The following is a 26,697-nucleotide window of genomic DNA, read 5'->3' as shown; positions in this document are numbered from 1 at the left end:
GGCACCGCGCACGAGCCCGCACCGCACCCCCGCCTCACGGGGGGGCGCACCGGCACCGCGCACGAGCCCGCACCCGCCCCCGGCTTCCCGGGCGCCCGGCAGCGCGGCCGCGCCCCGCACACACGCCCTCGCCGGCACCGCGGCCACGGGCTCCGGCCGGGCCGCTCCGGGCCGTGCGGCACGGCGCGCGCTCAGCGTTCGCCGAGGCGCTTCTTGCGGCGGTCCATCCGGCGGGACTTCTGGGTGTACTCCACGACGTAGGCGGTCGGGTGCAGACCCCCGCTGGTCACCTGGACCTCTTTGATCACCCGGATGCGGCGGGTCTCCTGGACCGCCTGCTGGAACAGCCGCTTGTCCTCGGTGAGCAGCACCGCCCGCCCCTTCGGCCGCAGGACCCGGGCCAGTTCGCCCAGGAACCGCGGGTACAGGAGGCTGTTCACCTGGTGGGAGCCGACCCGCTTGCCGAACGGCATGTTGGAGATGACCCGGTCCACCGACTGCGCGGGCAGCGGCAGCGCCTCGGCCCGGGCCTGGGCCAGCAGATACGGCTTCCCCAGCGGCTCCAGGTTGAGCCGGGCCACCCCGAGGGCCTTCTGCGCGATGTCGGTGCCCAGGAACAGGGCACCCTTGCCGATGGCGGCGACCTCGGTGAGCAGGGTCCCGGACCCGCAGAACGGGTCGTAGACCGTGTCGTCGGCCTCCGGCTTGGCCAGCTGCACCAGCAGGCTGCCGACCACCGGGTTGACCGACGCCGGGATGCGGTGCAGCTTCGGGTACCGGCGGGACCGGTGCATGGCGCCGATCTCGGCCAGCACGAAGCGTCCGTGCTCGGAGATGTTGACGTCCCAGGCCCTGGGGTCGTTCTGCCAGCCGAGCCGGGCGCCGACGCCCTCGATGAGCACGCCGCGCCCCTCGATGTCGTCCACCCGGTAGGCGGGCGGGCCCGACAGCCGGGCGATCACCCCGTGCTCGGCCGACTCGGTCAGCCCGGCCAGCGCGTCCGCGAAGCCGTCCTCCCGGGCGTGCTCGGACTCGTCCAGCACGACCGAGAGGGTGGAGAACATCCGCAGCGGCAGCAACTGGTCGAGGGTGCCGTCGAAGTCGAAGAGCACCGAATCACTGGTGCGGCGGATGTTCGTCAGCGCCGGGGCGCCGATGTCGTGGCAGTGCTGGAGAAGGCGGTCCACCACACCCGGGAGGCTTTCGAGGTGAATGCGGTCCCGGACCGGGGCCGCCATATCGATGTCCCTGAGCATTCTTATCCCTCGAACCGAGCATAGGAGACCGCTGTATTACCGTAACGCCGCATTTTCAGCGGTTCCAAACCCTCCGGCCATTCCACGGGAGCGTCCCGCAGGGCGTGTTCGACCGCCACGACCGCATGACCGGCGAGCCACCCTCTTTCGACGAGCGCGACGAGATCCCCGTGGACGGGCCGGTGATAGGGCGGGTCGATGTAGACGACGTCCTTCCGGTCGGCCGCGGCCGAGGAGAGCCAGCCCCCCACATCGCCGATGACAATGTCGCAGGAATCGGTGAGATCGAGGTCCTCGATGTTCTTCCGCAGAACTGGAATGGCCTGCCGGGACTTCTCCACGAACACGGCGCGCCGGGCGCCGCGGGAGACCGCCTCGATACCGATGGCGCCGGAACCCGCGTACAGGTCGAGAACCTCGGCTCCGTCCATGTCGGTCAAGGAGTAGAACGTGGAGAAGACCGCCTCGCGGACACGTTCCGCCGTGGGACGCGTTTCCGAGCCCTTCGGGACGGAAATGCGCCGGCTACCCCGGCTGCCTGCGATGACCCTCGACACTCTTCGAGGATCTCATACAGTCGGGTCCCCCAGGACAAGGGCGTGGGCGGCCTCGGAGCACCACAGCAGCTCCGCCGGCCCCGTGCTGTCGCCGCCCACGGCTTCGGCGCGCGCCCGCAGCTCCGCCAGCCCGTCCGCCTCCGGCCACACGGCCGGGAGCTGGGAGACATAACGGGCGGCCGCCGCGGCCTTGGCGTCCCAGTCCGCCTCGGTGAAGGAGACCGGCAGCGCCGTGAGGCCGGCGGCCGGGGTCCGGCCGGTTGCGGCGTAGGGCAGATCCTCGTACAGCATCAGGACGGGGCCGTCGGCTCCGGCGAGGGCGGTCACGGCGTCGCGGACCAGCACATGGTCCACATGCCCGCCGATCCCGGCCGGCCCCACCACCACGGCGGGCTCCAGCGCGGCCAGCACCGCCGCCAGCTCCCGGCGCACCTCCCGGATCGCCGGGTCGTCCCCGCGCGGCGCCCCGGCGAAGACCGCCTCCACGGTCGGGTAGAGGGCCTCGCCGGTGCCCGCGGTGGTCCGGAAGATCGCGTCGGGTACCGGCAGGTGGACCGGGCGGGCACCCACCTCGGCCAGCGCCGCGCGGTCCTCCGCGCGTCGCCCGCCGACCGGGTCGTCGGTGCCCAGGCCCCACAGCCGCACCAGCTCGGTGGCGAACGGGGAGGTGACGGGCCCGGTGGCGGTACCGGCGAAGACGGTCGCCACCACCGTGTCCACCCCGGCCCGGCGGGCCGCGGCCAGTACTCCGCCGGCCGACAGGACACCGTCGTCCAGGTGCGGGGAGACGAACAGCCAGGGCCGGTCCCGCCGGCCGGGTCCGATCGCCTCGATCAGGGCGGCCGCATCGATCGGCGGACGCGTTGCCGTGGTCACCTTCGAGTGCTCCTGTTCCGTCGTCGGGTCACGGTCCCGGTCATCCCCGGCCCGGGTACCGCCGGGCGAGGGCGTCCCGCAGTTCGTCGGTCCAGCCGCTCCAGTCGGCAGGAGGGAATCCGAGGAGCCGGCGCTGCGCATCGTCCAGCCGGCCGACCAGCCGCTGGAATCCGTTCTCGTGGGCGTAGCTGGGCCAGCTGCGCTGGCCGCACCACTCCGCGTCCGCACGCCGGAACATGACGGTGAACATGGTCCGCACCGCGCCGTGGTCGGTGATGTCGGTCGCGCGGTGCCAGGTGTCGGTGGGCAGCACCAGGGTGTCGCCGGCGGCGGCGTCCAGCCGGATCTCCCGGGCGTACACCTCGGCCCGCTGCTCCCGGTCCAGCTCGGTGATCTCGGGGGCGATGGCGGGGGCGGCGCTCCGCGGCACCACGGCCGTCGGGCCGTTGCCCGGCGTCACGTCGTCCAGATAGGTGAGGAAGGCGATCTGGTAGGGGGCGGCGGCGCTGAGCGGGGTGAGCAGGTCCTGGTCGCGGTAGTCGCGGTGCAACGGCTGGTCGTAGTTCGCGGTACCGCCGGTCTTGCGCCACACGTTGTACTTCGTCATCCGGACGTCGTCGGTGCGCAGGACCCGCCGGGCCCACTCCGCGTAGACGGGGCGGAAGGCGAGGTCGTCCAGCGGCTCGTGGTAGAAGGGGCCGCTGACGAAGGTGCGCCACTGGCTCCGGCTGCCGGTTTCCCGCTCGCCCCGTTCGGCACGGGCGGCGTAGAAATCGTCGACCGCCTTGTTGACGGAACCGAGCTCGTCCCCGCCGAGGAATGCCGGCAGCAGCAGGAAACCGTCCTCGTCCAGCTTCTCGGTGTCGATGGCCATGCTCTGGTCCATGCCGCTCTTCCCGTCGGTGGTCATGCCGGTGGTCCTGTGGTCGGTGGTCATCGGGGAGTTTCCGGGGGTCGTTCCGGTGGTCATGGCGTGGGTGCTCCTTCGGGTCGGGGTGCGGGACCGATGTCCGGGGCGGAGGCCTCCCATGCCGTCGGGAGCAGGGCCCGGTAGATCGTTTCGTACCGGTCCGTCATGTGACCGACGGTGTAGTTCTCCTCCACATGGGCCCGGCAGGTGTCCGGTGCGATCTCCTGGAGCCGGTGGACCGCGGCGCACTGCTCCTCCTCGGTGTCGGCCACGAAACCGGTGACGCCGTGGCGCACGACCTCCGGCAGGGCGCCGCGGCCGGTGACGACGACCGGGGTGCCGCAGGCCATGGCCTCGACGCACACCAGCCCGAACGTCTCCGGGCCCTTGGAGAGCATCAGGACGCCGCGGGCCCGCCGCAGCAGTTCCAGGCGGACGTCGCCACCCACCTCGCCGACGTACTGGACGTCGGGTCCGAGCCAGGGCCTGACCTGCCGCTCGAAGTACTCCTGGTGCCACGGCGGCACCGGGCCGGCGATGATCAGCGGCAGCCGGGCGCGGCGGGCCACCCCGATCGCCTCGCGGACGCCCTTGTGGTCCCCGATCTGCCCGAGGACCAGGAGGTAGCCGTCGTCGCCGCGGCCCAGCGGGTACTCCTCCACGCGGATGCCCGGCTGCGCCGTGCCCACCACGTTCAGGTGCCGCATCCGGTGCTGCTGGGACCGCGACTGCACGACGTAGTTGGCCGGGCCGGTCCGGCTCATCAGGTCGTGGTCGCGGTAGGTGAAGAAGTGGGCGGTGGTCAGCGCGACGCGGCAGCCGGCGAGGAAGCTCAGGGCCTGCCCGGTGAAGAGGTTGTGGTTGTGGACCACGTCGAAGCCGGTGATGTCGCGCATGCTGCCGAGCGCGTGCATCCAGTCCTGGCCCACGTTGACGAAGTCCGGGTCGGGGTGGGGGTACGGCGCGTGCAGCACGCCGCGCGTGGTGGAGTCGCCCGTCGCGTACAGGTGCACCTCGTGGCCGCGGGAGACGAGTTCGTCCGTCAGATCGGCCACGATGCGGTTGATGCTGCCGTAGGCGATCGGCGGAGTGCTCTCGTGCGGGGTGGACACCTGGGCGATGCGCAGCCGGTCGCCCGGGGGCGGCCCCGCGACGGCCGCCGTGCCCGCGCTCACCGGTGCGATCCGTCGGGTACGCCGCCCTCGCCGGACGGCGTCGCGGCCGTCAGCCGGTCCCGGTACCAGGTGATGGTGTCGTCGAGCGCCTGCTCGACCGGCGCCCGGGGTGTCCAGCCCAGCTCCCGCTCGGCGTAGGAGATGTCGGGCCGGCGGACCTCCGGGTCGTCCTGGGGCCGGGGAACGTGCACCAGTTCGGCGTCCGTGCCGGTCAGCTTCTGTATCCAGCGGGCCAGGTCGAGCATGGATATCTCGTACGGATTGCCGATGTTGACGGGGCCGGGGAGGCCGCTGTCCAGCAGCCGGACGATGCCCTCCACGAGGTCGTCCACGTAGCAGATGGACCGGGTCTGGGTGCCGTCGCCGCTCACCGTGATGTCCTCGCCGCGCAGCGCCTGGCCGATGAAGTTGGGGATCGCCCGGCCGTCGTCGGTCCGCATCCGCGGCCCGAAGGTGTTGAAGATCCGGACGATGCCGGTGTCCACACCGAACCGCTCGCGGTAGGTGGCGGTCGCCGCCTCCCCGAATCGTTTCGCCTCGTCGTAGCACGACCGGGGGCCGACCGGGTTCACATTCCCCCAGTAGCTCTCCGGCTGCGGGTGGACCAGGGCCGTGCCGTAGACCTCGGAGGTCGAGGCGAGCAGGAAGCGGGCGCCCTTGTCCTTGGCCAGCTCCAGCGCGTTGAAGGTGCCGAAGGAACCGACCTTCAGCGTCTCCACGGGGAACTTCTGGTAGTCGACGGGCGAGGCCGGGGAGGCGAAGTGGAGGACGGCGTCCACCGGGCCGTCCACCGCCAGTCCCTGGGAGACGTCCGCCTCGACGAGTTCGAACCTCCCGGAGCCGGCGAGGTGAGCGACGTTGTCCACCGAGCCGGTGATGAAGTTGTCCACGCACACCACGTGATGCCCGTCGGCCATGAGCCGGTCGCACAGGTGTGACCCCACGAAGCCCGCGCCACCGGTTACTACAGTTCTTGCCATGTCTGGTTACTCCCATTTCCTCTGCGCGGACCCGTGACCACCGCGTGAAAGGCGTCTCCCATGTGGGAGATCACGTCATCTGCTCCAGCCGCCAGCAGCCGGCCGCCGCCGTCGGGCGCGTAGCCCACACACCGGACGCCCGCCGCCGTCGCGGACTGGACGTCGTTGACCGAGTCGCCGATGAGCACACAGCCGGACGGGTCGGCGCTCAGCAGCGAGAGGGCCCTGCGGACCGGGGCAGGGCTGGGCTTCATCAGCCAGGGACGGGCGTAGGGCCGACCGACCACCGCTGCGACGCAGTGCGCCAGGCCGACCCGCTCCAGGTGGATGCGGATCGCCTCGGCCGCGTTGTTGCTGACGATCACCACGGCCAGGCCCGCCGCGTGCAGGTCGCGAAGGGCGGTCGCCGCACCGTCGGTGGCCGGGGCCTCCCCGGCCGCCTCGGCCTCCACCGCGCACATCATGTCCTCCAGTGCCCGGGTGAGGTCCGCATCACCGGTCCCGGCGGCGAACCGCAGCGATTCCAGCGGGTCGGCGCGGAGCGGCGGGGTGTCCGGGACCGGGATGCCCCGGGCCCGGATGACGTCGGTGAACCGTCCGGCCAGCACCGGCAGCCGGTCCTGGGGCAGCAGGGTGCACACCGGTCCGTCGAAGTCGAGCAGCACCGAGGGGCGCGGACCGTCCCCCCGCCCCGGACCGTCCCCCCGGCCAACACCTCGCCCCGGGCGCTCCGTTCGGCCGGCGCCGTTCGCCGGGCGGGGGCCGCCGGACCGTCCGGGTCCGGCCGCCGCGGTCCCGGCCCGCGGAGTCGCCGGCGGCGGCTCACCCTGCCAGGACATCGGCCATCTCCCGGGCGAGCGCGTCACCGTCGTGGATGCCGGGGCGTGCCTCCAGCGGGGCGAACCGGAACCGGCAACGCGCGTCGTCCGGGACCTGGCCGGCCGGGATGACGTCGCCCCACGCGTACCCGCCCGCCCCCTGCTGCCGGACGTCGCACAGCACGGCGTCCACGGCGTCGTACGGGGACGGCTCACCCGGCTCGGTGTCCGGCCGCTGCGCCCGCGCCAGGGCCAGCGCGCTGCCGGCCACGGTGATCGCCTCCTGCTCCTGGCGGAGGTTGGCGATCATGACGCGCCGCCGGGCTCCGGCGGTACGCAGCATCGGCCCGGCGATGGCCGCTGTCGGCACCAGGCTGGAGAAGAGCGTTCCCGGCGCCCAGACCACGGCGTCGGCCGCGGCGATCGCCTTCTCGGCCGCCGGTGTGGTCCGGGGCCGGCGGGACCGGGCCTCCACCTCTCCGACCAGCCCGGGGCCGCCGGCGTCCATCAGCTCCGCGCGGTCCTCGGCGGTGAGGAAGCAGACCCGGTCCACCGGCGCCCGGTCGGCGCGCTCGCAGACCTGCCACTCGTGGAACAGCACCCGGCCGTCGGTGAGGATGCTGGTCAGGTGGAGCGGTTCCTCCGTCACCGTGATCACCCGCGCGGGCAGGCCGAGCAGCTCGTACAGCTCGTCCAGGGCACGCTGGAAGCCCTCGCCGTGGTAGGCGCGGGCGCCCGCCATCACGACATTGCGCAGCGCCATGTCGGACAGCGGCAGGCTGCCGTCGGCGACCGGGCCGAGCCCGGCGAAGGCATCGACGTACTCGGCCAGCTGCTTGCCCACCAGGGACGGCGCCGCGCCGCTGCCGAGGCTGCTCAGCGCCCACTGCGCCAGGGCGCTCCGGGACACCTCGTCCGGTACGCGGAGCGAGAGCCAGCGCGCCACCCCGGGAAGTGTCCCGGTGGCGAGCGTGGCGACCACCTTGCCCATGTCGGACGGGCCCAGGGTGCCCAGGGCACGCCGGACCGCGCCGGTGCTGCGCCCGTCGTCGAAGGCGTTGACCACGAACGCCGCCTGTCCGCCGGCGCGGAGCAACTGGTGGGCGATCGACTTCGTACCCGTCCCACCGGCGAACACGACTGTTTTCACTGACTTCCCCTTACTCGGCGTTCAGGCGCCTGCCGCAGTCCCGCGTCAGGTGGCTCAGGAGGCGGCCAGCCCGCGCATGGCCCGCTCGTGAACCGGAATGCTGGCGCGCTGCAGGCCATCGATCTGCTGCTCGACGATCTCCCTGGTCGGCCCGTCCAGCCGGGCGTCGGCCAGCACCCGGCGCAGCACGATCTCCATCCAGTGCCGGTAGTTGGCGATGTCGTTGGACATCCCGCCGCGGCTCACCGTCACGGTGGCCAGGATCCGGGGGATGTGCACCAGCCGGGCGCCGTTGAGGACCAGCCGGTAGTACAGGTCGTAGTCCTCGATGCTGCCCAGTTCCGGGTCGTATCCCGAGACGGCCCGGAACGGCCCGGTGCGGAAGGCGAGCGTGGAGCCGCACACCGGGCGGGTGGTGAGGATGTCCTTCATCGTCACCACGGCCGGGTGGCGGACCACGGCGCTCATCTCGTAACCGATGGTGCCGTCCTCCGACACCAGCCGGCAGTCACCGAAGACCGCGTCCGCGTCCGGCCGCTCGGCCAGGGCCCGGAGCTGGAGCGCGAGGGTCCACTCCGGCCACACGTCGTCGGAGTCCAGGACGGCGACGACGTCCGCCCGGGCCTGGGAGACGCCGAAGTTCCGGGACACGCCGACGCTGCGGTGCGGCACGGTGTGGACGCGGATCCGGTCGTCGCCCATGCCCTGGGCGATGGCGGCGGTGTCGTCCTCCGACTCACCGTCCACCACGATGGCCTCCCACGCCTCCATGCTCTGCCGCATGAGGGAGCGCAGGGTCCGGGCGATCGTGGTGGCGCCGTTGCGGGTCGCGATGACGACCGAGACGCGCGGATTCTCACTCATCCCCGGCACCTCCAGGGTTGCTCCACGGCATGGGGGCGGGCGCCGGGAAGGTCGTACGGATGTCGTGCACGCCGGCGGCGCCATCGCCCCCGGAGAGCCGCAGCGTCAGTTCCAGGACGTGCAGGGCGTGCCGGGCGTTGAGATGGCCGGGGCCCCGGCCACGCAGTTGCTCCGCCATGTCCGCGATGCCGCGGCAGAACTCGATGTCGTGGGTGTCGGTGTAGCGGTGCGGGAAGTCGGCGGGGCGGACCAGGGGGTACTCGGTGAACTCCCCGAGGTATCCGATGCGTCCGGACTCCATGGCCGGCGGGTGCGCCTTGCTCAGCAGCACCGGTTCGCCGAACCGGAAGGTGTCCGCGATGCTCAGCACGCCCTCGTCGCCGATGATGCGCACGGAGTGGTCCCGCGGCCCCACAATGCTGTTGGTCACCCGGGCCACCACGCCGGAGTGGAACTCCAGCACCCCGCAGGAGAAGTCGGGGGTGTGGAAGGTTTCGCCCACACCCTTGTCCGGCAGCAGTTCGGCGGCATAGGTCACCACGCGCCGCACCGGCCCGAAGAAGGCGGTGAGCCAGGTGAGGACGTAGCCGGAGTGCTCCAGGGTGCAGCCCACGGCGAACTCGTCGGCGGCCGGCCAGGGAGCACCGGAGGCGCTGTACCACTCGCGGTGCGGCATGCGGTGCACCATGCCGTCGTCGAGTTCGGCGTAGACCAGGCGGGGCTGCCCGATCACACCCTTCCGCAGGGCCGACCACAGGGTCTGGGCGGTCTCCCCCAGCAGGGTGCAGGGCGCCGAGGAGAGGAGCAGGCCGCGGTCCTCGGCGAGCTCCACCAAGGCCTCGGCGTCCGCCATGTCCAGCGCGAAGGGCTTCTCCGAGTAGACGTGCTTGCCGGCTTCCAGCGCGGCCCTGGAGACCTCGAAGTGGCTCGCCGGATTGGTCAGGTTGACAACGATATCGACGCGCGGGTCGGCCAGTACGTCGTCGTACGAGCCGAAGACGCGGCAGTCCCACTCCTTGGCGAACGCCGTGCTGCGGGCCGTGTCCCGGTCCCACACGCCGACCAGGTGGAGCTGCTCGTGGTTGGGGAGCGTGGCGGCGTAGAAGTCCGCCACGTACCCGCAGCCTATGAAGGCCAGTCCCACCGTCTGCCCGGCGGGCGTCTCCTGGACCAACGTCGGTCCCTCCTTTTCTTCGGCACCGCGGCCGGCCGCCGGTGGGCGGGGGCCGCCGGTGCTCGTCATGGCGTCGCGGTGAACGGGCCGCCGGCCGTGCCCGTCACGACTCGCGCGTTGGGGAAGGCGGTGCCCAGGACCCGCAGGGCCCTGTTGGTCCCGGTGCCGCCCGGGCCGGCCCCGGTGCCGGTGTGCACGATCACCTCGCGGACCCGGGTGAGGTCGTAGTCGCGCCAGTGCGCCTCGGCCGTCCGGGCGGCCATCGACGACGTCAGGTGGACCGTGGTGGCCTCCTCCCGCTCCGCGGTCATCAAGAAGTCCTCGGCCTCGAACCGCCCCGTCAGATGGAGGCCGGCCGACCCGGCCGGCGGCAGCAGCAGCAGGGCGAGCCGCCGGACGGACCGGACGGCCAGCGGCGCGGCGGCCAGATGCCTCTCCCGGCCGCCGCGGGACGCCTCGTGCCGGCCGCGTACGGCCGGCAGCCGGGGCGCGGAGCACTCCAGCCGGCACCGGGCCAGGAACCCGATCAGCGCCTGTGGCAGTTCCTCGGCGGTGCGCGGGAGGCCCGCGGACGGGCCGGACGTGTCGCTGTCCGGGCCGCTCCCCGGACGCCCGGGGCCGGCCTCCGCCGTGGCGCACGCCCGCTCCCGCCACGCGGCGAACGTCAGGCGGTCGCCCGCCTCCAGGCTCAGCGCCGCGTGCAGCGGAAAGCACGCCGACGCGGTGTCCAGGCGCTCCACCAGGTCGGCCGGCGTCCCGGTGACGCCCGCCGGCCCGTCCGGGGCCGTTCCGGTTCGTCCCATCCCCACGTGGGGCCTCCTGTCGTCCACCGGGGTTCGGTCAGCTCCGCTTCGTGACCAGGTAGTCACCGATCACCAGGGCGGTCAGGTCCGACTTCTGGAAGGTGGCGACCGCGTCCTGGGGGGAGTTCACGATCGGCTCACCGGCGAGGTTGAACGACGTGTTCAGCACGCAGGGGATGCCGGTCAGGTCCCGGAACCGGTCGATCAGGCCCCAGAAGCGGGGGTTGGTCTCGCGTCGCACGGCCTGCGGCCGGGCGGAGCCATCGACGTGTACCGTGGCCGGGATGCGGGACGCCGCCTCCGGCCGTACCCGCGCCGCGGCGAGCATGAAGTCGTAGGGGCTGCGCGCCTCCCCGACCTCGAACAGGTCGCCGAGGTGCTCGGCCAGGACGCTGGGCGCCAGCGGTCGCCACATCTCACGGCCCTTGAGCTCGTTGATGCGCACCAGGTTCCCCCGGTCCCGCGGATTGCCCACGATGGACCGGTGGCCCAGCGCGCGCTGGCCGACCTCGGCCCGCCCCTGGAACCAGCCGAGCAGGCCGTTGCCGTCGAGGATCGCGGCGGCCCGGTCCAGCAGGTCGTTCTCGGCGAGCCGCTCCCAGATCAGACCGCTGCCGGCCAGCGCGGACTCGATGTCCTGCGCCCCGTAGTCCAGGCCCAGGTACGCCGACCGCAGGCGTTCCGTGGAGAGGGCCACCCCCTTGCGGTCGGACAGGGCGAGCGCGGCGCCCACGCTCACGCCCGCGTCGTAGGGGAAGGACGGGACGTAGACGTCGGTGATGCCGGGGGTGCGGGTGAGCTGCCCGATCATGGTGCAGTTCATGGCGACGCCGCCGCTGACCACCAGCCGGTCGCTGCCGCCGGCCTGCTCCAGGACCCGGAACATGGCGTCCATGCTGTGCTCCAGCATGTCCTGCACCGAGGCGGCGAAGTTGGCGTACGCCATGATCTCGCGGCCGTCCCCGCGCCGGTACGGGTAGGTCTGCTCGGCAAAGTACGTCTCCAGCCGTTCCCGCAGCGCCCGGTGCTGCTTGTTCGGCCCGACGTCGGACATGTCGCCCAGGGTGAAGGCGTAGCCGTCCTTGCCCGTCTCGACCGGCAGCTTCTGGGTGGGGGTCCCGTAGGCGGCCAGGCCCATGAGCTTGCCGGCGTCCCAGAAGTCCATGCCGCTCCACTCGGCGGCGATGCCGTAGAACTCGCCCAGGCTCTGGTGGAGGGGCCAGGTCTTCAGCCAGTCGAGCCGGGACCCGTCCGCGATGCCGATGGAGGTGGCGTTCAGCTCACCGCGGCCGTCCGCGACGATGACCGAGGCCCGGTCCAAGCCGCTGACCAGCAACGCCGAGTACGCGTGGGCGTCGTGGTGCGGGATGAACACCAGCGGCGGCAGGTCCTCGGGCAGCGGGGCCAGGGGCCGGCGGCGCCGCTTGCTGCCGTAGACGTGCTCGGCGACGCCCTCCGGGTCGAGCATCCACTCGTAGAAGGCGGCGCGCTCCTCGGCGGTGTAGCCCTCCCCCGGGTACTCCGGGAACGCCGGGAAGCTCCAGCCCACCGCGATCGCATCGACCGAGGCCAGGGTGAGCCCCTCGGCCGCCAGACACGCCTGGATGGCGGGGGCCGGGGAGACGTGGTGCGCCCGCTTCCGGCGGGTCACCCGCTCCGTCTCGACGACCCTGGTGAGCCGGCCGTCCACGACGAGCGCGGCCGAGCTGTCATGATAGCCCGCATTTACTCCGAGAATTATCACGGGTCCTCCATTGCGTTGCTACGAAAGTGAAATGACGACGTTCATGTTGCGCGACATCTGATTGGCGAACTGCACCTTATAGCGCTCTTCGCCGCGCAGGAGATCAAAGCGTGAGAATCCGGAATCATAAGTCAGGCGGGCCACGTCATGCATATGCACAATGCCCGGGTGGAGGTGAGCGAATTCGGGATTCAGCGCCGACTGGTAGTAGTAACGGGCCTTTCCGTCCTCGGCCAGCAGGAACATGGCGGTCACGTCTCCGGCGCACCGCTGCTCGGACAGCAACAGGTTCCCGGTCCCGCGGAACCGTTCCGCGAGCGCCGTCAGGAGGTCCTGGGCGGTCGGGTACTCCAGCAGGCTGTCCCGCCCCCGCGATCGCCACCAGGCCAGGTGCAGGTCGATGAACGACTTGAGCCGGCCGGGCCCGGGGTCGGAGGTCAGCACGGTGGCGGCGGGGCCAGCCGCGCTCTCCAGCCTCCTGGCCTTCCGGACCAGTCCACGCAGATTGCGTCCGCGCGCCGCCCAGTAGTCCTCCCAGCGGCGGGGGAAGGTGACGACTGGGCAAACGTCCCCGCCCTCCGCGGTCACCCGCGCGTCCGGCCCGGCGGCGTGCAGCGCCCGACCCATGGCGCTGTGCGCGGGGACGTCCCACAGGTGTGCCGCCGAGACCCCCGAGCCGGCCAGCGCGGTCAGCATCTCGCGGAGGAGGCCGGCGTGGTCCGCCCGCGGGTCGGCCACCCAGCCGCAGTAGTCGGTGAGCCGGTTGCCCGCGCAGCACGCGGTCAGCTCCCCGTCGGCGCCCCGCGACAGCGCCAGCGGGAGGACGGCCACCGGGTCGTGCCCGGAGTGGGCGGACAGGACCACGGCGTCCTCGAAGGAGGGCGCGAAGACGGTCCACCAGGCCGCGATCCAGTCCGGGTGGTGGAACGGCGTGGCATCGGGGTCCGCGCGGTGCAGCGTGTGCCATCCGGGGTTCCGGTCGCGCAGGTATCCGGTCAGCGGGTGTATTTCTATCCGATAGCGTTCCGAGCCCAATTCGATGCTCCGATCCAAGGCTTCGAACCAGCTCTTCCCGGGCCGTACTCAGCCCTTCTTCATCACCTGGGGAGACTTCTTCGATGATTTCTCCGCGCGCCACAACCGGTGGCCTTCACGCATTCCTCTGACCTTCGCCCGGGCAGCCAGGACATCCGTTTTGAGCATCGGCCAGTCGCGCCGCAGCAGATGGTTCGCGCAGTGCTTCGCGTGTTCGGTCACGATGCCGCCACCCAGCTGTGCCAGAGCGGGCCGGCCCCATCGTTTCTCCACCACGAAGCTCCCCCGCCACCAGCGGAACAACATGTGCTCGAACGACGCCCGGTCGTCCTGCCGGCGGTGCTCGACCACCGCGCCGGGCACGTAGGTCAGGCGGTGTCCGCGGGCCCGGATGGCATAGCCGACCTGGAGGTCCTCGGCGTACCCGTAGAAGCCGCCCACCTCGACCAGTACCGACCGGCGGAAGCTGCAGGCGAGTCCGTACAGCCAGGGGACCTCACGCCGGCGGGGCCCCCAGCTCTGGGTCGCGTAGGTGACCCGCCAGCGGTCGTAAACCGACTTGCAGCGTGTTTCCACGCCCTGGCCGCCCACGGCGCCCACCGCCGGATCGGCAAACTCCGGAAGGAGAGTGGCGAGCAGGTCCGGCCGGGCCACCGTGTCCCCGTCCAGATAGACGATCACGTCTCCGGTGGCGGCCTCCAGCAGGGTGTTCCGGGTGGCGGTGCGGCCGCGGTTGGCCTCGTGCCGGATCACCGTGATGCCGTCGAACCCGGAGAGCACCGCGACGCTTCCGTCGGTGGAGCCGTCGTCCACCACCAGGATCTCGTCGGCGGGGCGGGTCTGGGCGAGCGCCGACCGCACCGTCTCCCCGATGATGTCGGCCTGCTCGTAGCAGAGGATGGCGATGGTGCACCGGAGGGCGCCGCCGTCAGCGGTCGGCATCGGACGCCACCTGGGTCGTGGAGGAGCCGGCCCGGCGGGGGATGAACGACTCGGGATCGACGTACCGGAAGCGCTTGAGGAGCAGATCGAACCGGCGCACGCTGATCGCCTCGGCCAGCCGGCCGACGTCGAAGCAGGTGTCCAGCAGCCCGGCGGCCACCCGCCGCGGGACGTCGGCGGCGCCCGTGACCCGGGGGGCCTCGCCCTGGTCGGGGGTGTAGGGCTGGGCGGTCTGGCGCTTGAGGGCGGTGACCGCCCATGCGGCGGCACCCCAGGCCAGCGCCGGTGCCTTCCGCCGGTGCAGCAGGGCACCGGCGGCGAGGCCGATCGCCCCGGCGCAGGCCGGATCGACGTAGGTTTCGACCCGCTCGGGGTGAACCTGGCACAGGTAGGTGTCGGCGCGACCGTAGGTCAGCATGCTGCGGGCGACGTGCCGCACCGTGACGTGCTCCCGGGCGTGCCGCACCAGGGCGTCGGGGTTGGTGCGGATGGTGAAGCCGGACTCGGTGATGCGGACACCGAAGTCCACGTCCTCACCGCCCACCGGCGTGACGATGTCCTCGTCGAACCTGCCGCAGCGCTCGAAGGCACTCCGGCGCACACAGATGTTCGCCGTCACGCCCCACAGCACCTGCTCGTACTGGCGCGGGTGGTCGAAGCACTGGCTGTACATCCCCGACCAGTCCAGGACCTTCCACAGCGGGGTGATCGGCCCGTGCAGGTCCACCGCGCCGGTCACCGCGCCGACGCTCTCGGGGAGTTCGAAGATGCGCTCGTGCTCGCGGAGCGAGGCGGGGGTGAGCATGCAGTCGGAGTCCACGAACAACAGGGCGTCGTACCGCGCCGCGGCCACGCCCTGGTTCCGCTTGACGCCGGCCGGGCGGGGACCGCGCAGGTACCGCACTCCGTGCCGGTCGCAGTACTTCTCCAGGTCGGCCGCCTCGTCGCGGTCGGAGCTGTCCACGATCACCAGCTCCGAGGGAAGCGTGGCGTACCGTGCCGAGTCGATATAGGTGTCGATGAGCCGCATGGTCATCGCCTCCCGGCCGTTATGGCTGGGGACGATGACGGAGAGACCGACGGAATCAGGCATGGCTGACCTCCTTGGCTAGGTCTGGGGAATGTCTGTAACTAATGCGGGCAGCGGAATGCTCAGCTGCACAGAGAACGCAGACCCACGGGAAGATCGCTCAGTTTGAGCCCTGTTCTTGCCATGTGCTGACAGAAGTCCTTGACCAGCGGAGGCTGCACGCTGTGCTGGGTGACGACTTCGAGGAGGCCGGCCGCGTCGGTCGCGGCGGCGAATGCGTTTCGGGTTCGGTTCAGGCCGGACTCGTAGCGTAGATCTGCTTTTTCGAGTTCGGCGAGCGTGTTGACGCCCTGGCTTTCCTCGTCGGACGCCATGTGGAAGGCGTAACGTGGTCTTCCGGCTGCGGCCAGGTCACGGACGAGCGGCAGGATGTCGATCTCCTGACCGGGCTCCCGTACGGCACCGGCGCGGCACTCCAGAAGCTCCCGCAGAATATCGGCACGGAAAACGAACGCGCCGCAGTCGGATTCACCGGTGGGCGGCATGGGGTCACCGTGCCGCCGGAAGAGGAAATCACACGGCTGGCCCCGGGAATCCCGGATGGTGGAGACGTAGGGGTCTTTCCTGGTTTTCGTGGGAAACGACATCCATGAGTGCAGGTGCTGGTGGAGGACCACCGACAGCCACAGGTTCGGTGCCCAGACCATGCCCATGTCGGCCCAGACCACGAGAACGTCGTCCGGGGGCTCCTCGAAGCTGCGCAGGGCGCTCAGGACGGCTCCGCCCATGCCGGGCACGGCGGGGTCCTGGACGGTGGTGGCGAACTCCAGGCCGGCTTCCCGCAGCGCCTTCTCCACCAGCGGGCCGGTGGTCTCGTTGACGACGATCAGCGGCTGCGCGTCGAGCGGCAGCACCGCGGACACCACGCGGACGACCAACGGGACCGGTTGCCCGCCGGCGGCGACCACCTTCGGGGTGTCGCCCAGATAACGTGTGCCTTTACCGGCCGCCGCCACAATGACACGCAATGACCGGCCGAACATCAGCGTGGTTTCGGGGCGTCCGGTTTCTGTACGAAATCCGTCGGCTATGACATGCCGGTCGATCGGTTGCGCTGCCGGCGGTGCGGAAAATAGCTCGTCAAGCACCACCAATTCCCCCGTTGTTTTGATCAATGCTTTTCCGGCCCGCACCCTCTGTAACCTGTGAATATTCCAGCGGCAAGAGCGGGACGATTGATCATTACATGAGGTCTGCACGTCGTCAAGCATGTACTTTGCAGGCAGCGGTTAGTGGTGAACGCATCACTGAAGGCATCCGCCTGTACGGGGATTGGCCGCCAATGACCGTTTTGTGTATATATTGAGTCCATTCGAGGGGGTATAACGGCGAAAGTGAGCCCATCTCGTTCTCTCTCTTCCCGGGCGTGTGGGGGGATTCACATTCTCGCCGTGCCGTCCGGGCCGTCGCGATGTCGGGCAGAACACGGAAAGGGAACACCATGGACAAGCCGCTGCGTGTGGGCATCATCGGCGCGGGGAACATCAGCGGGGAATATATGCGGACGCTGACCCGTGTGACCGGCGTACGTCTTGTGAAGATTGCTTCCCGTAATACCGAACGGGCCCGGGCGGCGGCCCGGGGATTTCCCGGCGTGGGCGTCACCACGACGGAGGAGCTGTACACCTCCGACGAGGTGGATCTGATCCTCGGCCTCACCACTCCGGAGGCCCATCTGGAGGTGGCGCGAGCCGCGATAGCCGGGGGCAAGCACCTTTACGGGGAAAAGCCCCTGGCCACCACCGCCGCCGACGCCCGGGCGATTCTCGACGCGGCCGCGCGCGCGGGCGTACGGGTGGGGTGCGCGCCGGACACCGTGCTCGGCGCCGGAATCCAGACCGCCAGGGCATGTCTCGACGGCGGCGCGATCGGCACCCCCGTTGCCGCCAGCGCCTTCATGTTCACCCCTGGGCACGAGCGGTGGCACCCGGACCCGGAGTTCTACTACCGGCCCGGCGGCGGTCCGCTGCTGGACATGGGGCCCTACTACCTCACCGCCCTGGTCTCCCTGCTCGGCCCGGTCCGGAGGGTGACGGGCATGTCACACACCCCCCGGACGACCCGCACCATCGCCAGCGGCCCCCGGGCGGGGACGACCTTCGGCGTGGAGGTGGCGACCCACGTCACCGGCGTCCTCCAGCACGACAGCGGGGCGCTCTCCACGCTCATCATGAGCTTTGACGTGTGGGAGAGCACGCTGCCCAGGATCGAGGTCTACGGCTCACAGGGCACCCTCCTGGTCCCCGACCCCAACAGCTTCGGTGGTGAGGTGCGCCTGTGCCGGGCGGGGGAGACCCGGTGGCGCCCGGTACCGGTGGCGGGGGGCTACCGCGACGGGGGGCGCGGCATCGGCGTCGCGGACATGGCCGAGGCCATCGCGCGCGGTACCGCCCACCGTGCGGACGGGGAACTCGCCCACCACGTGGTGGACATCATGGAGTGTCTGCTCGCCGCGGCCGAGACGGGATCGGCCCGGACGGTGCACAGCACCTGCGAGCGGCCCGCCCCGGTCGCCCTCGACGCCCGGCCGGGGGCGGACCGGAGCGCCGACTGAGGCGGTTGCCCGTCGACTGACGAGCCGGCCTGCCCGCCGAGGGGCGGCCCGGTGCCGGGATGCGCGGTGCGCGGCGTGACCGGCGGCGGGCCGAGGACCCGGTGTGTGGCGCGCGGGGTGCGGGGGTCCGGGGGCCGGCGCGGGGCCGTGGGGGGTGCGGCGGCCGGTGGCCCCGGGGATCGGGGGGACAGGGAGGGGACCCGGCGGGAAGGCGGGCGCGGCCCGGCGCGGGGTGCCGGCCGTGCCGGGCCGCGGCGGGGGGCTCCGCGTGCGGAGGGCCTGCGGGGCGGTGGCCGGCTGCGGGGGGCGGGGCGGTGGCCGTGCCCGGGGGGCGGGCCGGTCTTCTAGGCTCGGCCGATATGACAAGACTCCATCTGTTCGACCTGGACGGCACGCTCATCCACGGGTCCGCGGCCGCCGTCGAGATATCCCGCCAGCTCGGAGTCGAGCGGGAGATCGGCGAGCTGGAGCGGGACTTCGCCCAAGGCCGCCTGCTCCCGGGCGACTTCGCGGTGCGGGCGTGCGAGCTGTGGAGCGGGCTGACCGAGGCGCAGGTGGCGGCGGCGTTCGAGCAGGCGCCGTGGCTGGCCGGCATCCGCGAGGTCTGGGCGGACATCCGGGCTCGCGGTGAGCGGTGCGCGGTGATCTCGCTGTCGCCGGGCTTCTTCGTGGAACGGCTGCTGGACTGGGGCGCGGACGCCGCCCACGGCTCCCGCTGGCCGTCGGTGCCGTTCCGGGAGCCGGTGGACCCGGCGGGCATCCTCAACGCGGCGGCCAAGGTCCGTATCGCCGATGAACTCTGCGCCCGGTACGGCCTCGGACGGGCCGACTGCGTGGCGTACGGGGACTCCATGTCCGACGCCGAACTCTTCGCGGTGGTACCGACGTCGGTGGCCGTCAACGCCGATCACCATGTGAGTGGAATCGCCTCGTACGCGTATACGGGGAGGGATCTGCGGGAGGCGTACGAATGCGTGGAAAAGCGCGGTTGACCGTGTCCCGCCGGGCGGCCCGCCGCTGTTGAAGTCCGGGGTTGTGTGATCGCCGACGCCGGGTAGGGTCGGTCCCGGGTACGCGCCAGGACGCTGTCGCGGCACCGCATGGGCCGAAGCAGCCTAGAGGGACAAGGACCCTTACCGCGCGAACTTCCGGATATACGTCCGTCGCGGGGACGGGCGGCTGGCAGGCTGCGCGGAGAGGCCGGTGCCGCACACCGCGGGGACGGGCCGGCGCCGGTGTGCCGGCGTTCCCCGCCCGGAGCGGACGACGGGCGGACCACCCGGCCGGAGCGAGCTTCACGAACACCTCCCGGACCGGGAAAGTCGATCGACAACCGACAGAAAGACGTTCGAGGCGAGGCAACCATGGACGCTCCGACCAGCACGTCGTCCGCCGGCGGTGGCGACTCAGGCGGGAACAGCGGCGACTGGGGCTGGTTCACCCCGAGCAGGAGGAGCGCCGAGGAGGACACCGGGCCGGCGCCCGCCGACGGCCAGGCGCCGGATGCCGGTCACGGTCCTGCGGGTGCCGGGGTCGTTCCCGGGGCCGGTCGGTCGGCGGACACCGGTCACGGTGCTGCCGGTGCGGGTGCCGGGCAAGGTTCCACCGGTGCCGGCGCCGGGCGCGCGGTGAGCGGGGCGCGGCCGGTGGACCGGCCCGGCGGGGGCCCGCCCGCTCCCGCCCCGGCCGTTGCGGGCCACGGCCCGGCCGACGCCGGCCACGGCGGCCCGCCGGACACCGGACACGGCGCGGTGGGCGCCGGTGGCGGGACCGCCGACGCCGGCCACGGCCGGGCCGGGGGGCGCGGGCACCCGGCCGGGCCGCCCGACCCGTTCGCCGTGCCGGCGCTGTACCGCGAGGACCACCGGTCACCGGACGGTCCGCCGCCCCCGGCCGGCGGGGGCCGGCCGGAACCGCCGGTGTCCGCCCCGGGGACGGGCCCCGGACCGGTGTCCGGCCCGGGCCTGGAGCGGGCGGCACCCGCGGGGATACCCCCGCGGCCGGTGTCCGGCGGCCGCCGGCCGGCGCCACCGGGCCGCCAACTCGCCCCGGCGCAGCGGGAGTCACCCGGCCCGTCCGTGGCCGCCGCACCGCCGTCCACCCTGGACCTGCCGCCGCCGGGCGCCGTCCCGCAGCTCACCGCCCCGGTGCCGGCGGCCCCCGGGGCCGGGACGGAACCGGGCGCCGCGGACGTGGACCTGATCTGCCGCACCATGGCGGAGATCCGGCCCATCGCCGACAAGGTGACTTCGTACTTCTACGCGCTGCTCTTCCTCCAGAACCCCGAGCTGCGCGACCTCTTCCCGGCCTCCATGGACGCGCAGCGGGACCGGCTGTTCAAGGCGCTGCTCACCGCCGCACGGCTGATCGACGACATCGGCACGCTCACCGCGTACCTCACCCATCTCGGCCGGGGACACCGCAAGTACGGCACGCTGCCGGAGCACTATCCGATGGTCGGCGAGTGCCTGATCGCCGCGCTGACCCGGTACGCCGAGCGGACCTGGGACGCCGAGACCGAGGAGGCGTGGGTCCGGGCGTACACCACCATCTCGCAGATCATGATCGACGCCGCGGCCGAGGACGAACTGCACCGGCCCGCCTGGTGGCAGGCGGAGGTGGTCACGCACGAGCTGCGCACCCCGGACATCGCGGTGCTCACCGTCCGGCCCGACCAGCCGTACCCGTTCCTCGCCGGGCAGTACACCAGCCTGGAGACGCCCTGGTGGCCGCGGGTGTGGCGGCACTACTCCTTCGCCGCCGCGCCCCGCTCGGACGGGCTGCTCTGCTTCCACGTCAAGGCGATCCCGGCCGGGTGGGTCTCCAGTGCCCTGGTGCACCGGGCCCGGCCCGGGGACGTGCTCCGGCTGGGTCCGCCGGCCGGGTCGATGACGGTGGACCACAGCAGGGACAACGGCCTGCTCTGCCTCGGCGGCGGCACCGGCATCGCGCCCATCAAGGCGTTGGTGGAGGACGTCGCCGAGCACGGCCGGACCCGTCCGGTGGAGGTGTTCTACGGCGCCCGCAGCGACCACGACCTGTACGACATGGACACCCTGCGGGAGCTGGAGCGCATCCACTCCTGGCTGTCGGTGCGGCCGGTCGTCTCCGACGGTCCGACCCGGGGGCTGGCCGGCCAACTGCCGGACGCGGTCCGCCGGTACGGGCCCTGGAACGCCTACGACGCCTATCTGTCCGGGCCGCCCGGCATGATCCGAAGAAGTGTGGACGCCCTGGTGGGCGCGGGGATCCCCACCCACCGGATACGGCATGACTCGATCGAAGAGCTGGTCGCGACCGGAGAGTAGGGGCAGGGGCGAGACTGTGTACGACAGCCGAGTCGAGCGCGGGCGGACCGCGCCACCGGACGGGACGCCGGCCATGACGCCGGTCACCCCGGCCACCACACCGGCACCGGCCGTGGCGCCCACCGTGGCACCGGCCGGGAGACCGGCCGAGCCCCCGGCCGCGGCCCCGGCTCCGGCCGTGCCGGGGCCGGCTCCGGTCACCGCCACCGCGCCGGCCGCGGTACGGACGCCGCCCGTGGCACCGGCCGCGGTACCGCCCGCGCCGACCGTGGCCCCGGCGGGACCGGCCCCGGGGCCCACGCCGGCGGCCACGGGCCCCGGCCCGGCCGCGGAACTCGGCCCGGTCCGGACGCCGTGGGGGGCGCCGGCCAGTCCGTTGCCGGGGGCGGTTCCGGCGGGCCGGCCGGGCAGCGACGGGGAGCACGCGTTGCAGCGGCGCCTGGGCACGGTGGAGCGGGCCGACCGCTTCTACGACGAGCAGGTGCTGGACCACCTCAACCCGAGGATGCGGGAGTTCGTCTCCCGGCAGGAGATGTTCTTCCTGGCGACCGCCGACCGGCACGGCGAGTGCGACAGCACCTTCCGCGCCGGTCCGCCCGGCTTCCTCCAGGTCTTCGACGACCGTACCCTCGCCTACCCCGAGTACCGGGGCAACGGCGTCCTCGCCAGCCTGGGCAACATCGAGGAGAACCCGCATGTGGGCATCCTTCTGATCGACTTCCTGAAGGACCGCATCGGGCTGCACGTCAACGGCAGCGCCCGGCTGGTGGAGGACGACCTGATGCGGAGGCTGCACCCCGGGCTGCCGGTCGATCCCGTCCCCGGCCGCCGGGCCGTGGTCTGGGTCGAGGTGAGCGTGGAGGAGGCGTACATCCACTGCGCCAAGCACATCCCCCGGCTGGCGAAGGCGGTACCGCGGCAGTCGCGCGGCGCGGACCGTGGCGGGGTGCGCCCGCCCGAGGAGCGGCCGGCCCCGCACCCGGCTCCGGAGGCGGAGCCCGGCGCGCCGGGTCACCCGGAACCGGTGCGCGGCCGGGCGGACGGCTCCCGCGCCCCGGAGCAGGGCCCACCGGCACGGGTCGGCGCCGGCCGCGAGGGCGGGGACGGTCACGACGGCCGGGACGGCCACGGCGGTGGGGCCGGCCTCGACGGCCGGAACCGGCCGGAGGACCGGGGAGACCGGGGCGTTCGGGAGAACCGGGGGCGGTACGACCCCGGCCGGGACGGCGACGAGGCCGACGCGCCGCGGCGGAGCGACCGGGACTGGGGCACCGACGACGTCCGGCGGAAGGGCGGGGACTTCTTCGGGGCGGCGGCCGAGGCGGGCCTGCGCGCACCCCGGCGCACCCCGGTCGCCGGCCGGCGGGAACAGGCGGACCCGGCACGGTGGCGGCGGGAGGCCGAACGAGCCCTGGCCAGGGCCGAGCGCCGGGCGGCGGAGGCGACCACTCCGTTCACCGGCTGGTTCGGCTGATCCGGCGGCACGGTCCCGCTGCGCACGGGCGGCGCCGCCCCGGTGCGCGGGGGCGGTACGACGCGCCGCTCCGGTGGTGTTCGGCCCGGCCGGGGACGAACGGCGCGGTGGCGGTGGTCCGGCGCGGAGGTGACGGCACCGGTGGTTGGGGGGCCCGGGCCCCGTGACGGCGCCGGTGGGCGGGCGGTCCAGTCCTCGTGGCAGGACGGTGTGACGGTGGCGGCCCCGGCCCGACGGCCGGTGCCGCCGGTCCCGGGCGCGTCCGGCACGGGTCGCGGGGGTGCGCCCGGGCCGGACGGGGCCGGCCCGGGCGGGACGGCGCCTCGGCTTGGCCCGGACGGGGTGTGCCCGGCAGGACAGGCAGGGGTGAACGGGTCGGGCCGGGCAGGACGGCCCGCACCCGGCCCTGTGCCCGGGCGCCGACGGCCCGGGCGCCGACGGCCGGGGCGCCGACGGCCGGGGCCCAGGAGGGCCGGCGCCGACGCGTCCGCGGACAAGGGCCCGGCCCGGGCCCGTACCTCAGACCAGGTCGTCCGCGAGCAGCGCCAGCACGCCCTCCACGTTCGAGTCGAGGTAGTCCCGGAGCGAGGGCGGGACCACGTCCACCGAGGCGATGCCCTTGCGGGTGAAGGGCACGCGCACCACCTCGTACTCCCCGCGCGGTTCGTCCACCTCGGGTCCGTGCCGGCGGGTCGGTGGCGCCGGGGACGCGGCCGCCGTGCGCGGTGGCCTCCGCCTCCTCGCCCGGCCCGGGGTAGGGCACGGTGTCCACGAAGGCGGGCACCACCCGCGTCACGGTGGCGCCCAGCTCCTCGTCGAGTTCCCGGTGCAGTGCCGCGACCACCGAGGCGTCCTCGGGCTCCACCCCGCCGCCGGGCGTGATCCAGTACGGCGGTTCGCCCGGTTTGGTCCGCTTGATCAGCACCAGTTCCGGCTCGTCCTCGCCGTCGATCAGCAGGGCGCGAGCGGTGCGTTTGACCACAGGTCGGTCGGTCATAGCTGACATCTGCCGCAACCGGGGACGGCTGAAACCCATCGGGCGGCGCTACCCGCGCGCCGCCTCGTCCAGGGCACCGAGCACGTCCGCGACGAGGTCGTCCGGGTCCTCGGCGCCCGCGGAGAAGCGGATGAACCCCTCCGGGACCGCGTCCCCGCCCCAGCGTCCCCGCCGCTCGGCGGTGGAACGGACCCCGCCGAAGCTGGTCGCGTCGTCCACCAGGCGCAGCGCCCCGAGGAACCGCCGGGCGTGGTCGCGGTCGGGGAGGGCGAAGGAGACCACGCATCCGTACCGGCCGCGCATCTGCGCCACCGCCTGGCGGTGGGACGGGTCCTCGGGCAGGCCGGGGTGGCGCAGCCCGCTCACCTCCGGCCGGTCGCGCAGCGCCTCCGCCACGGCGAGCGCGTTGGTCGCCTGCCGGTCCACCCGCAGGTGGAGCGTGGCGAGCGAGCGGTGGGCCAGCCACGCCTCCATGGGGCCGGGGATGGCGCCGACGGTCTTCCGCCAGAGCCGGACCGAGGCGGCCAGCTCGGGGTCCCGGGTGGTGACGTAGCCCAGCAGTACGTCGCCGTGGCCGGTCAGGGCCTTGGTGCCACTGGCCACCGAGAAGTCCGCGCCCAGGGCCAGCGGGCGCTGGCCGAGCGGGGTGGCGAGCGTGTTGTCCACGGCGACCAGTGCGCCCTGGGCGTGCGCGGCGTCGGAGAGGTGGCGGATGTCGCAGACGTCCAGCCCCGGGTTGGAGGGGGTTTCCAGCCACAGCAGCTTGGCCCCGTCCAGCACCCGCAGTTGCGCGTCGCCGGCGGTGGGTGCGGTGCGCACCTCGATGCCGTAGCCGGTGAGCCGCTCCCGAAGCCGGGCGAGGAGGTTGTAGCCGTCGTCCGGGAGCACCACGGCGTCGCCCTGGCGCAGCTGGGAGAAGAGGACGGCGGAGATGGCGGCCATCCCGGAGGCGAAGACCACCGTCTCGGCCTCGGCGTCCGGGGACTCCAGTTCGCCCAGGGCCCGCTCCAGCAGCGTCCAGGTGGGGTTGGCGTCCCGGCCGTAGGTGTACGGGCCGGTGGCCGGGTCGTCGTCACCGTGCAGGTGGTAGTGGGCGGTGAAGACCGGCCCCGGGAGGGTGGGCCGGTACGTCTCGGGTTCGGGCAGTCCGGCCCGCACGGCCCTGGTTCCGTCGCCGTTCATGGGTCCTCCTCGGTGGCTGCTGTCGCCGTGGCCGTCGCCGTCGCCGTCACGGTCGTGGGGTGGTCGTGAGCGTCACGGTCGTGGCCGTGGTCGTGGTCGCTGCCGGAAGTCGTACCCGCCGCCCGGCGTCCTACCGGAACCGGCCGCCGGGCCGTCCCGCCGAGCCGTCCGCCCGGGCCGCCGGGCCGTCCGCCTGTCCCGCCGGGCCGTCCGCCGCGCCGACGGTGCCGCGGCGGACCGCCCGGAGACCGGACCGCCCCGGAGAACCGCCCGGAGAGCGCCCGGGACCGTCCGGAGAACGGACCGTACGGTGAACCGGCCCTGTGGTGAACAGGCCGTCCGGGAAGTGGACCCTCGGGGGCGGGACGTCCGGGGTGCCGGCGTCCGGGCCGAACCGGAATGGGCCGGAACGGGCGAGTATGCGCCGGAGTGAACAGGAACGAACCCGGTCGGGTGCCGGAACGGGCGGAACCGGCCGCGGGCGGGAACGGGCGGAACCGGCCGTGGGCCGGAACGGGTCACCGGGCGCCGCGTCCGGCGGGGGACCCCGCGGCACGGCACGGATTGCCGGTGCAACGACGCGGTACCGGTTGCCGTCGCAAAGGAAGGCGAGGGGGCGGGGCGGTCCGGCGCCGGGCCGTCGCCCCTGCCCGGGCTCAGTCCTTGTCGTCGGGGAGGACCACGTGCAGCGCCCAGGCGACAACCGAGATGATCACGCCGCCGACCAGCGCGGTGCCGAAGCCCTCCACATGGAAGGCGAGGTCGAACTTGTCGGCCAGCCAGGAGGTGAGCAGCAGCATCAGCGCGTTGATCACCAGCGTGATCAGGCCGAGCGTGAGGATGAACAGGGGCAGGGCGAGGAGTTTCACGATCGGCTTGACGATGGCGTTGACCACACCGAAGAGCAGCGCGACCAGGATCAGCGTGACCGTCTTGCGGCCGAACGAGGCGCCGGACAGCGTGATCTTGTCGAGCAGCCAGATGGCCACCGCCAGGGCTCCCGCGTTCGCGAGCGTCTTGACTACGAAATTCTTCATGCTGAGATCGTGGCAGACGAGATCGGCCGATCTAAGGGGACAGAGGCACAGATGAAGGCGTTCCGACTGGACGAGCTGGAGGCGGAGCGGGTCGCCAACGACGGCGCGTATCTGCAGTTCCTGCGGGAGCGGAACATGTCGGTCGGGCTGTACGCGCTGGACGCGGGCGCGACCGATCCGCAGCAGCCGCACCGCCAGGACGAGGTCTACCTGGTGGTGAGCGGGCGTGCCTCGATCACGGTCGGCCAGGAGACGACCCAGGTCGGGCGGGGCAGCGTGGTGTACGTGCCGGCCGGGGTGCCGCACAAGTTCCACCACATCAGCGAGGACCTGCGGGTGATGGTGGTCTTCTCCCCGCCGGAGAGCTGAGCCGCGAGCCGACGCCCGGCCGGCCGGGATCCGGGGGGACAGGGCCGGGCGGGGGACCGAGCGGCGGGCCGGGCGGGGTCGGAGGTGGTCCGCCGACGACCGGTGCGGCGCGGCCGGTGTGGGCGTTGGGCCGGTGCGGTGCGGTGCGGTGCGGTGTTGATCGCTACGGGCCGGTGCGGGCCGGTGGGGGCGAGTACCGGTGCGGTGACGGGCCGGGGGTGGTCCGGCCCGCCGGCCGGGGTCCCCGGGGCCCGGCGGCCCCGGAGCCGACCCGGGGTGCTCCGGTGCAGGTCGGGCGGGGGTTCCGGGGGCGGGCAGGAACGGCCGCTTCCGCACCGTTTCTCCGCCGTGGAGCGGAGGCGGGGGCGGGCGACCCGTAGGGGATCGGTCAGGGAAGGACAA

23 protein-coding genes and 1 pseudogene are annotated in these 26,697 nt (G+C 73.0%); 5 read left to right on the top strand and 19 right to left on the bottom strand.

Annotation, left to right across the window (positions count from 1 at the left end):
* Window positions 1-191: 191 nt before the first annotated feature.
* The 16 genes from IHE55_RS32665 to IHE55_RS14400 all read right to left on the bottom strand — a co-directional run bounded on the left by IHE55_RS32665 (window position 192) and on the right by IHE55_RS14400 (window position 16,465).
* Window positions 192-1,190 (bottom strand): methyltransferase domain-containing protein, encoded by a 999-nt coding sequence (locus tag IHE55_RS32665; RefSeq protein WP_197989404.1) that lies wholly within the window; start codon window positions 1,188-1,190, stop codon window positions 192-194.
* Between the two features lie 68 nt (window positions 1,191-1,258).
* A complete protein-coding gene (gene rsmD, locus IHE55_RS14470) occupies window positions 1,259-1,813 on the bottom strand; it encodes a 16S rRNA (guanine(966)-N(2))-methyltransferase RsmD (protein WP_197989403.1) in 555 nt (184 codons plus the stop codon).
* A gap of 12 nt (window positions 1,814-1,825) precedes the next feature.
* Window positions 1,826-2,689 carry a PIG-L deacetylase family protein gene (locus IHE55_RS14465; RefSeq protein ID WP_197989402.1) on the bottom strand — a complete coding sequence of 288 codons (864 nt, stop codon included), beginning with the start codon at window positions 2,687-2,689 and terminating at the stop codon, window positions 1,826-1,828.
* A gap of 40 nt (window positions 2,690-2,729) precedes the next feature.
* Window positions 2,730-3,659, bottom strand: a complete 930-nt coding sequence (locus tag IHE55_RS14460) for a phytanoyl-CoA dioxygenase family protein (RefSeq protein ID WP_197989401.1) — start codon at window positions 3,657-3,659, stop codon at window positions 2,730-2,732.
* Window positions 3,656-4,774 (bottom strand): glycosyltransferase family 4 protein, encoded by a 1,119-nt coding sequence (locus IHE55_RS14455; RefSeq protein ID WP_197989400.1) that lies wholly within the window; start codon window positions 4,772-4,774, stop codon window positions 3,656-3,658. The genes IHE55_RS14460 and IHE55_RS14455 overlap by 4 nt, the downstream gene beginning before the upstream one ends.
* Window positions 4,771-5,754 carry a UDP-glucuronic acid decarboxylase family protein gene (locus IHE55_RS14450; RefSeq protein WP_197989399.1) on the bottom strand — a complete coding sequence of 328 codons (984 nt, stop codon included), beginning with the start codon at window positions 5,752-5,754 and terminating at the stop codon, window positions 4,771-4,773. Before IHE55_RS14450 ends, IHE55_RS14455 begins: the two co-directional genes overlap by 4 nt.
* Window positions 5,739-6,419, bottom strand: a complete 681-nt coding sequence (locus tag IHE55_RS14445; protein WP_197989398.1) for an HAD family hydrolase — start codon at window positions 6,417-6,419, stop codon at window positions 5,739-5,741. Before IHE55_RS14445 ends, IHE55_RS14450 begins: the two co-directional genes overlap by 16 nt.
* A 157-nt stretch (window positions 6,420-6,576) precedes the next feature.
* Entirely contained in the window at window positions 6,577-7,722 is a 1,146-nt protein-coding gene (locus IHE55_RS14440) for a 2-phospho-L-lactate transferase CofD family protein (RefSeq protein WP_197989397.1), read from the bottom strand.
* A gap of 54 nt (window positions 7,723-7,776) precedes the next feature.
* Window positions 7,777-8,586, bottom strand: a complete 810-nt coding sequence (locus tag IHE55_RS14435; RefSeq protein WP_197989396.1) for a glycosyltransferase family 2 protein — start codon at window positions 8,584-8,586, stop codon at window positions 7,777-7,779.
* Window positions 8,579-9,760, bottom strand: coding sequence for a Gfo/Idh/MocA family protein (locus IHE55_RS14430; protein WP_197989395.1), 1,182 nt, complete (start codon window positions 9,758-9,760; stop codon window positions 8,579-8,581). The genes IHE55_RS14435 and IHE55_RS14430 overlap by 8 nt, the downstream gene beginning before the upstream one ends.
* 65 nt (window positions 9,761-9,825) lie before the next feature.
* Window positions 9,826-10,563, bottom strand: a complete 738-nt coding sequence (locus tag IHE55_RS14425; RefSeq protein ID WP_197989394.1) for a hypothetical protein — start codon at window positions 10,561-10,563, stop codon at window positions 9,826-9,828.
* A 37-nt stretch (window positions 10,564-10,600) separates the two neighbouring features.
* Window positions 10,601-12,307 carry a carbamoyltransferase family protein gene (locus tag IHE55_RS32660; protein ID WP_197989393.1) on the bottom strand — a complete coding sequence of 569 codons (1,707 nt, stop codon included), beginning with the start codon at window positions 12,305-12,307 and terminating at the stop codon, window positions 10,601-10,603.
* Between the two features lie 18 nt (window positions 12,308-12,325).
* A complete protein-coding gene (locus IHE55_RS14415; protein ID WP_197989392.1) occupies window positions 12,326-13,342 on the bottom strand; it encodes a GNAT family N-acetyltransferase in 1,017 nt (338 codons plus the stop codon).
* 48 nt (window positions 13,343-13,390) lie between these two features.
* Window positions 13,391-14,284: a glycosyltransferase family 2 protein gene (locus IHE55_RS14410; protein WP_197989391.1), complete on the bottom strand. Its 894-nt coding sequence runs from the start codon at window positions 14,282-14,284 to the stop codon at window positions 13,391-13,393.
* Entirely contained in the window at window positions 14,271-15,377 is a 1,107-nt protein-coding gene (locus tag IHE55_RS14405) for a glycosyltransferase family 2 protein (RefSeq protein ID WP_197989390.1), read from the bottom strand. The genes IHE55_RS14410 and IHE55_RS14405 overlap by 14 nt, the downstream gene beginning before the upstream one ends.
* 59 nt (window positions 15,378-15,436) lie before the next feature.
* Window positions 15,437-16,465 (bottom strand): NTP transferase domain-containing protein, encoded by a 1,029-nt coding sequence (locus IHE55_RS14400; RefSeq protein ID WP_307826877.1) that lies wholly within the window; start codon window positions 16,463-16,465, stop codon window positions 15,437-15,439.
* A gap of 350 nt (window positions 16,466-16,815) precedes the next feature.
* Between IHE55_RS14400 and IHE55_RS14395 the strand changes: the two genes are divergently transcribed.
* The 4 genes from IHE55_RS14395 (at window position 16,816) to IHE55_RS32655 (ending at window position 22,710) form a co-directional block, all read left to right on the top strand.
* The gene (locus tag IHE55_RS14395) at window positions 16,816-17,928 is read left to right on the top strand and encodes a Gfo/Idh/MocA family protein (RefSeq protein ID WP_197989388.1); all 1,113 of its coding nucleotides are present in this window, start codon (window positions 16,816-16,818) and stop codon (window positions 17,926-17,928) included.
* A 359-nt stretch (window positions 17,929-18,287) separates the two neighbouring features.
* A complete protein-coding gene (locus tag IHE55_RS14390; RefSeq protein WP_197989387.1) occupies window positions 18,288-18,920 on the top strand; it encodes an HAD family hydrolase in 633 nt (210 codons plus the stop codon).
* A 1,086-nt stretch (window positions 18,921-20,006) separates the two neighbouring features.
* Window positions 20,007-21,236, top strand: a complete 1,230-nt coding sequence (locus IHE55_RS33410; RefSeq protein WP_443742606.1) for a globin domain-containing protein — start codon at window positions 20,007-20,009, stop codon at window positions 21,234-21,236.
* Between the two features lie 427 nt (window positions 21,237-21,663).
* Window positions 21,664-22,710: a pyridoxamine 5'-phosphate oxidase family protein gene (locus tag IHE55_RS32655; RefSeq protein ID WP_232265563.1), complete on the top strand. Its 1,047-nt coding sequence runs from the start codon at window positions 21,664-21,666 to the stop codon at window positions 22,708-22,710.
* 519 nt (window positions 22,711-23,229) lie between these two features.
* Here IHE55_RS32655 and IHE55_RS14370 read toward each other — a convergent pair.
* The 3 genes and pseudogenes from IHE55_RS14370 to IHE55_RS14360 form a co-directional block, all read right to left on the bottom strand.
* Window positions 23,230-23,707, bottom strand: a pseudogene (locus tag IHE55_RS14370) (NUDIX domain-containing protein).
* A 48-nt stretch (window positions 23,708-23,755) separates the two neighbouring features.
* The gene (locus IHE55_RS14365; RefSeq protein WP_197989385.1) at window positions 23,756-24,889 is read right to left on the bottom strand and encodes a cystathionine gamma-lyase; all 1,134 of its coding nucleotides are present in this window, start codon (window positions 24,887-24,889) and stop codon (window positions 23,756-23,758) included.
* Between the two features lie 656 nt (window positions 24,890-25,545).
* Window positions 25,546-25,926 (bottom strand): phage holin family protein, encoded by a 381-nt coding sequence (locus IHE55_RS14360; RefSeq protein ID WP_197989384.1) that lies wholly within the window; start codon window positions 25,924-25,926, stop codon window positions 25,546-25,548.
* 51 nt (window positions 25,927-25,977) lie between these two features.
* Between IHE55_RS14360 and IHE55_RS14355 the strand changes: the two genes are divergently transcribed.
* Window positions 25,978-26,295 carry a cupin domain-containing protein gene (locus IHE55_RS14355; RefSeq protein ID WP_197992005.1) on the top strand — a complete coding sequence of 106 codons (318 nt, stop codon included), beginning with the start codon at window positions 25,978-25,980 and terminating at the stop codon, window positions 26,293-26,295.
* The last annotated feature ends 402 nt before the right edge of the window (window positions 26,296-26,697 follow it).

This window comes from Streptomyces pactum, assembly GCF_016031615.1.
Taxonomy (GTDB): domain Bacteria; phylum Actinomycetota; class Actinomycetes; order Streptomycetales; family Streptomycetaceae; genus Streptomyces; species Streptomyces pactus.
This window is presented reverse-complemented; position numbering and strand designations above follow the sequence as displayed.

Bases quoted from the DNA above. Each gene is read 5' to 3' on its own strand.
- IHE55_RS14360 (WP_197989384.1), bottom strand. From the start codon at position 25,926: ATGAAGAATTTCGTAGTCAAGACGCTCGCGAACGCGGGAGCCCTGGCG.
- IHE55_RS14410 (WP_197989391.1), bottom strand. From the start codon at position 14,284: ATGCCGACCGCTGACGGCGGCGCCCTCCGGTGCACCATCGCCATCCTC.
- IHE55_RS14395 (WP_197989388.1), top strand. From the start codon at position 16,816: ATGGACAAGCCGCTGCGTGTGGGCATCATCGGCGCGGGGAACATCAGC.
- IHE55_RS14365 (WP_197989385.1), bottom strand. From the start codon at position 24,889: ATGAACGGCGACGGAACCAGGGCCGTGCGGGCCGGACTGCCCGAACCC.
- IHE55_RS14460 (WP_197989401.1), bottom strand. From the start codon at position 3,659: ATGACCACCGGAACGACCCCCGGAAACTCCCCGATGACCACCGACCAC.
- IHE55_RS14450 (WP_197989399.1), bottom strand. From the start codon at position 5,754: ATGGCAAGAACTGTAGTAACCGGTGGCGCGGGCTTCGTGGGGTCACAC.
- IHE55_RS14425 (WP_197989394.1), bottom strand. From the start codon at position 10,563: ATGGGACGAACCGGAACGGCCCCGGACGGGCCGGCGGGCGTCACCGGG.
- IHE55_RS14405 (WP_197989390.1), bottom strand. From the start codon at position 15,377: ATGCCTGATTCCGTCGGTCTCTCCGTCATCGTCCCCAGCCATAACGGC.
- IHE55_RS14435 (WP_197989396.1), bottom strand. From the start codon at position 8,586: ATGAGTGAGAATCCGCGCGTCTCGGTCGTCATCGCGACCCGCAACGGC.
- IHE55_RS14390 (WP_197989387.1), top strand. From the start codon at position 18,288: ATGACAAGACTCCATCTGTTCGACCTGGACGGCACGCTCATCCACGGG.
- IHE55_RS14355 (WP_197992005.1), top strand. From the start codon at position 25,978: ATGAAGGCGTTCCGACTGGACGAGCTGGAGGCGGAGCGGGTCGCCAAC.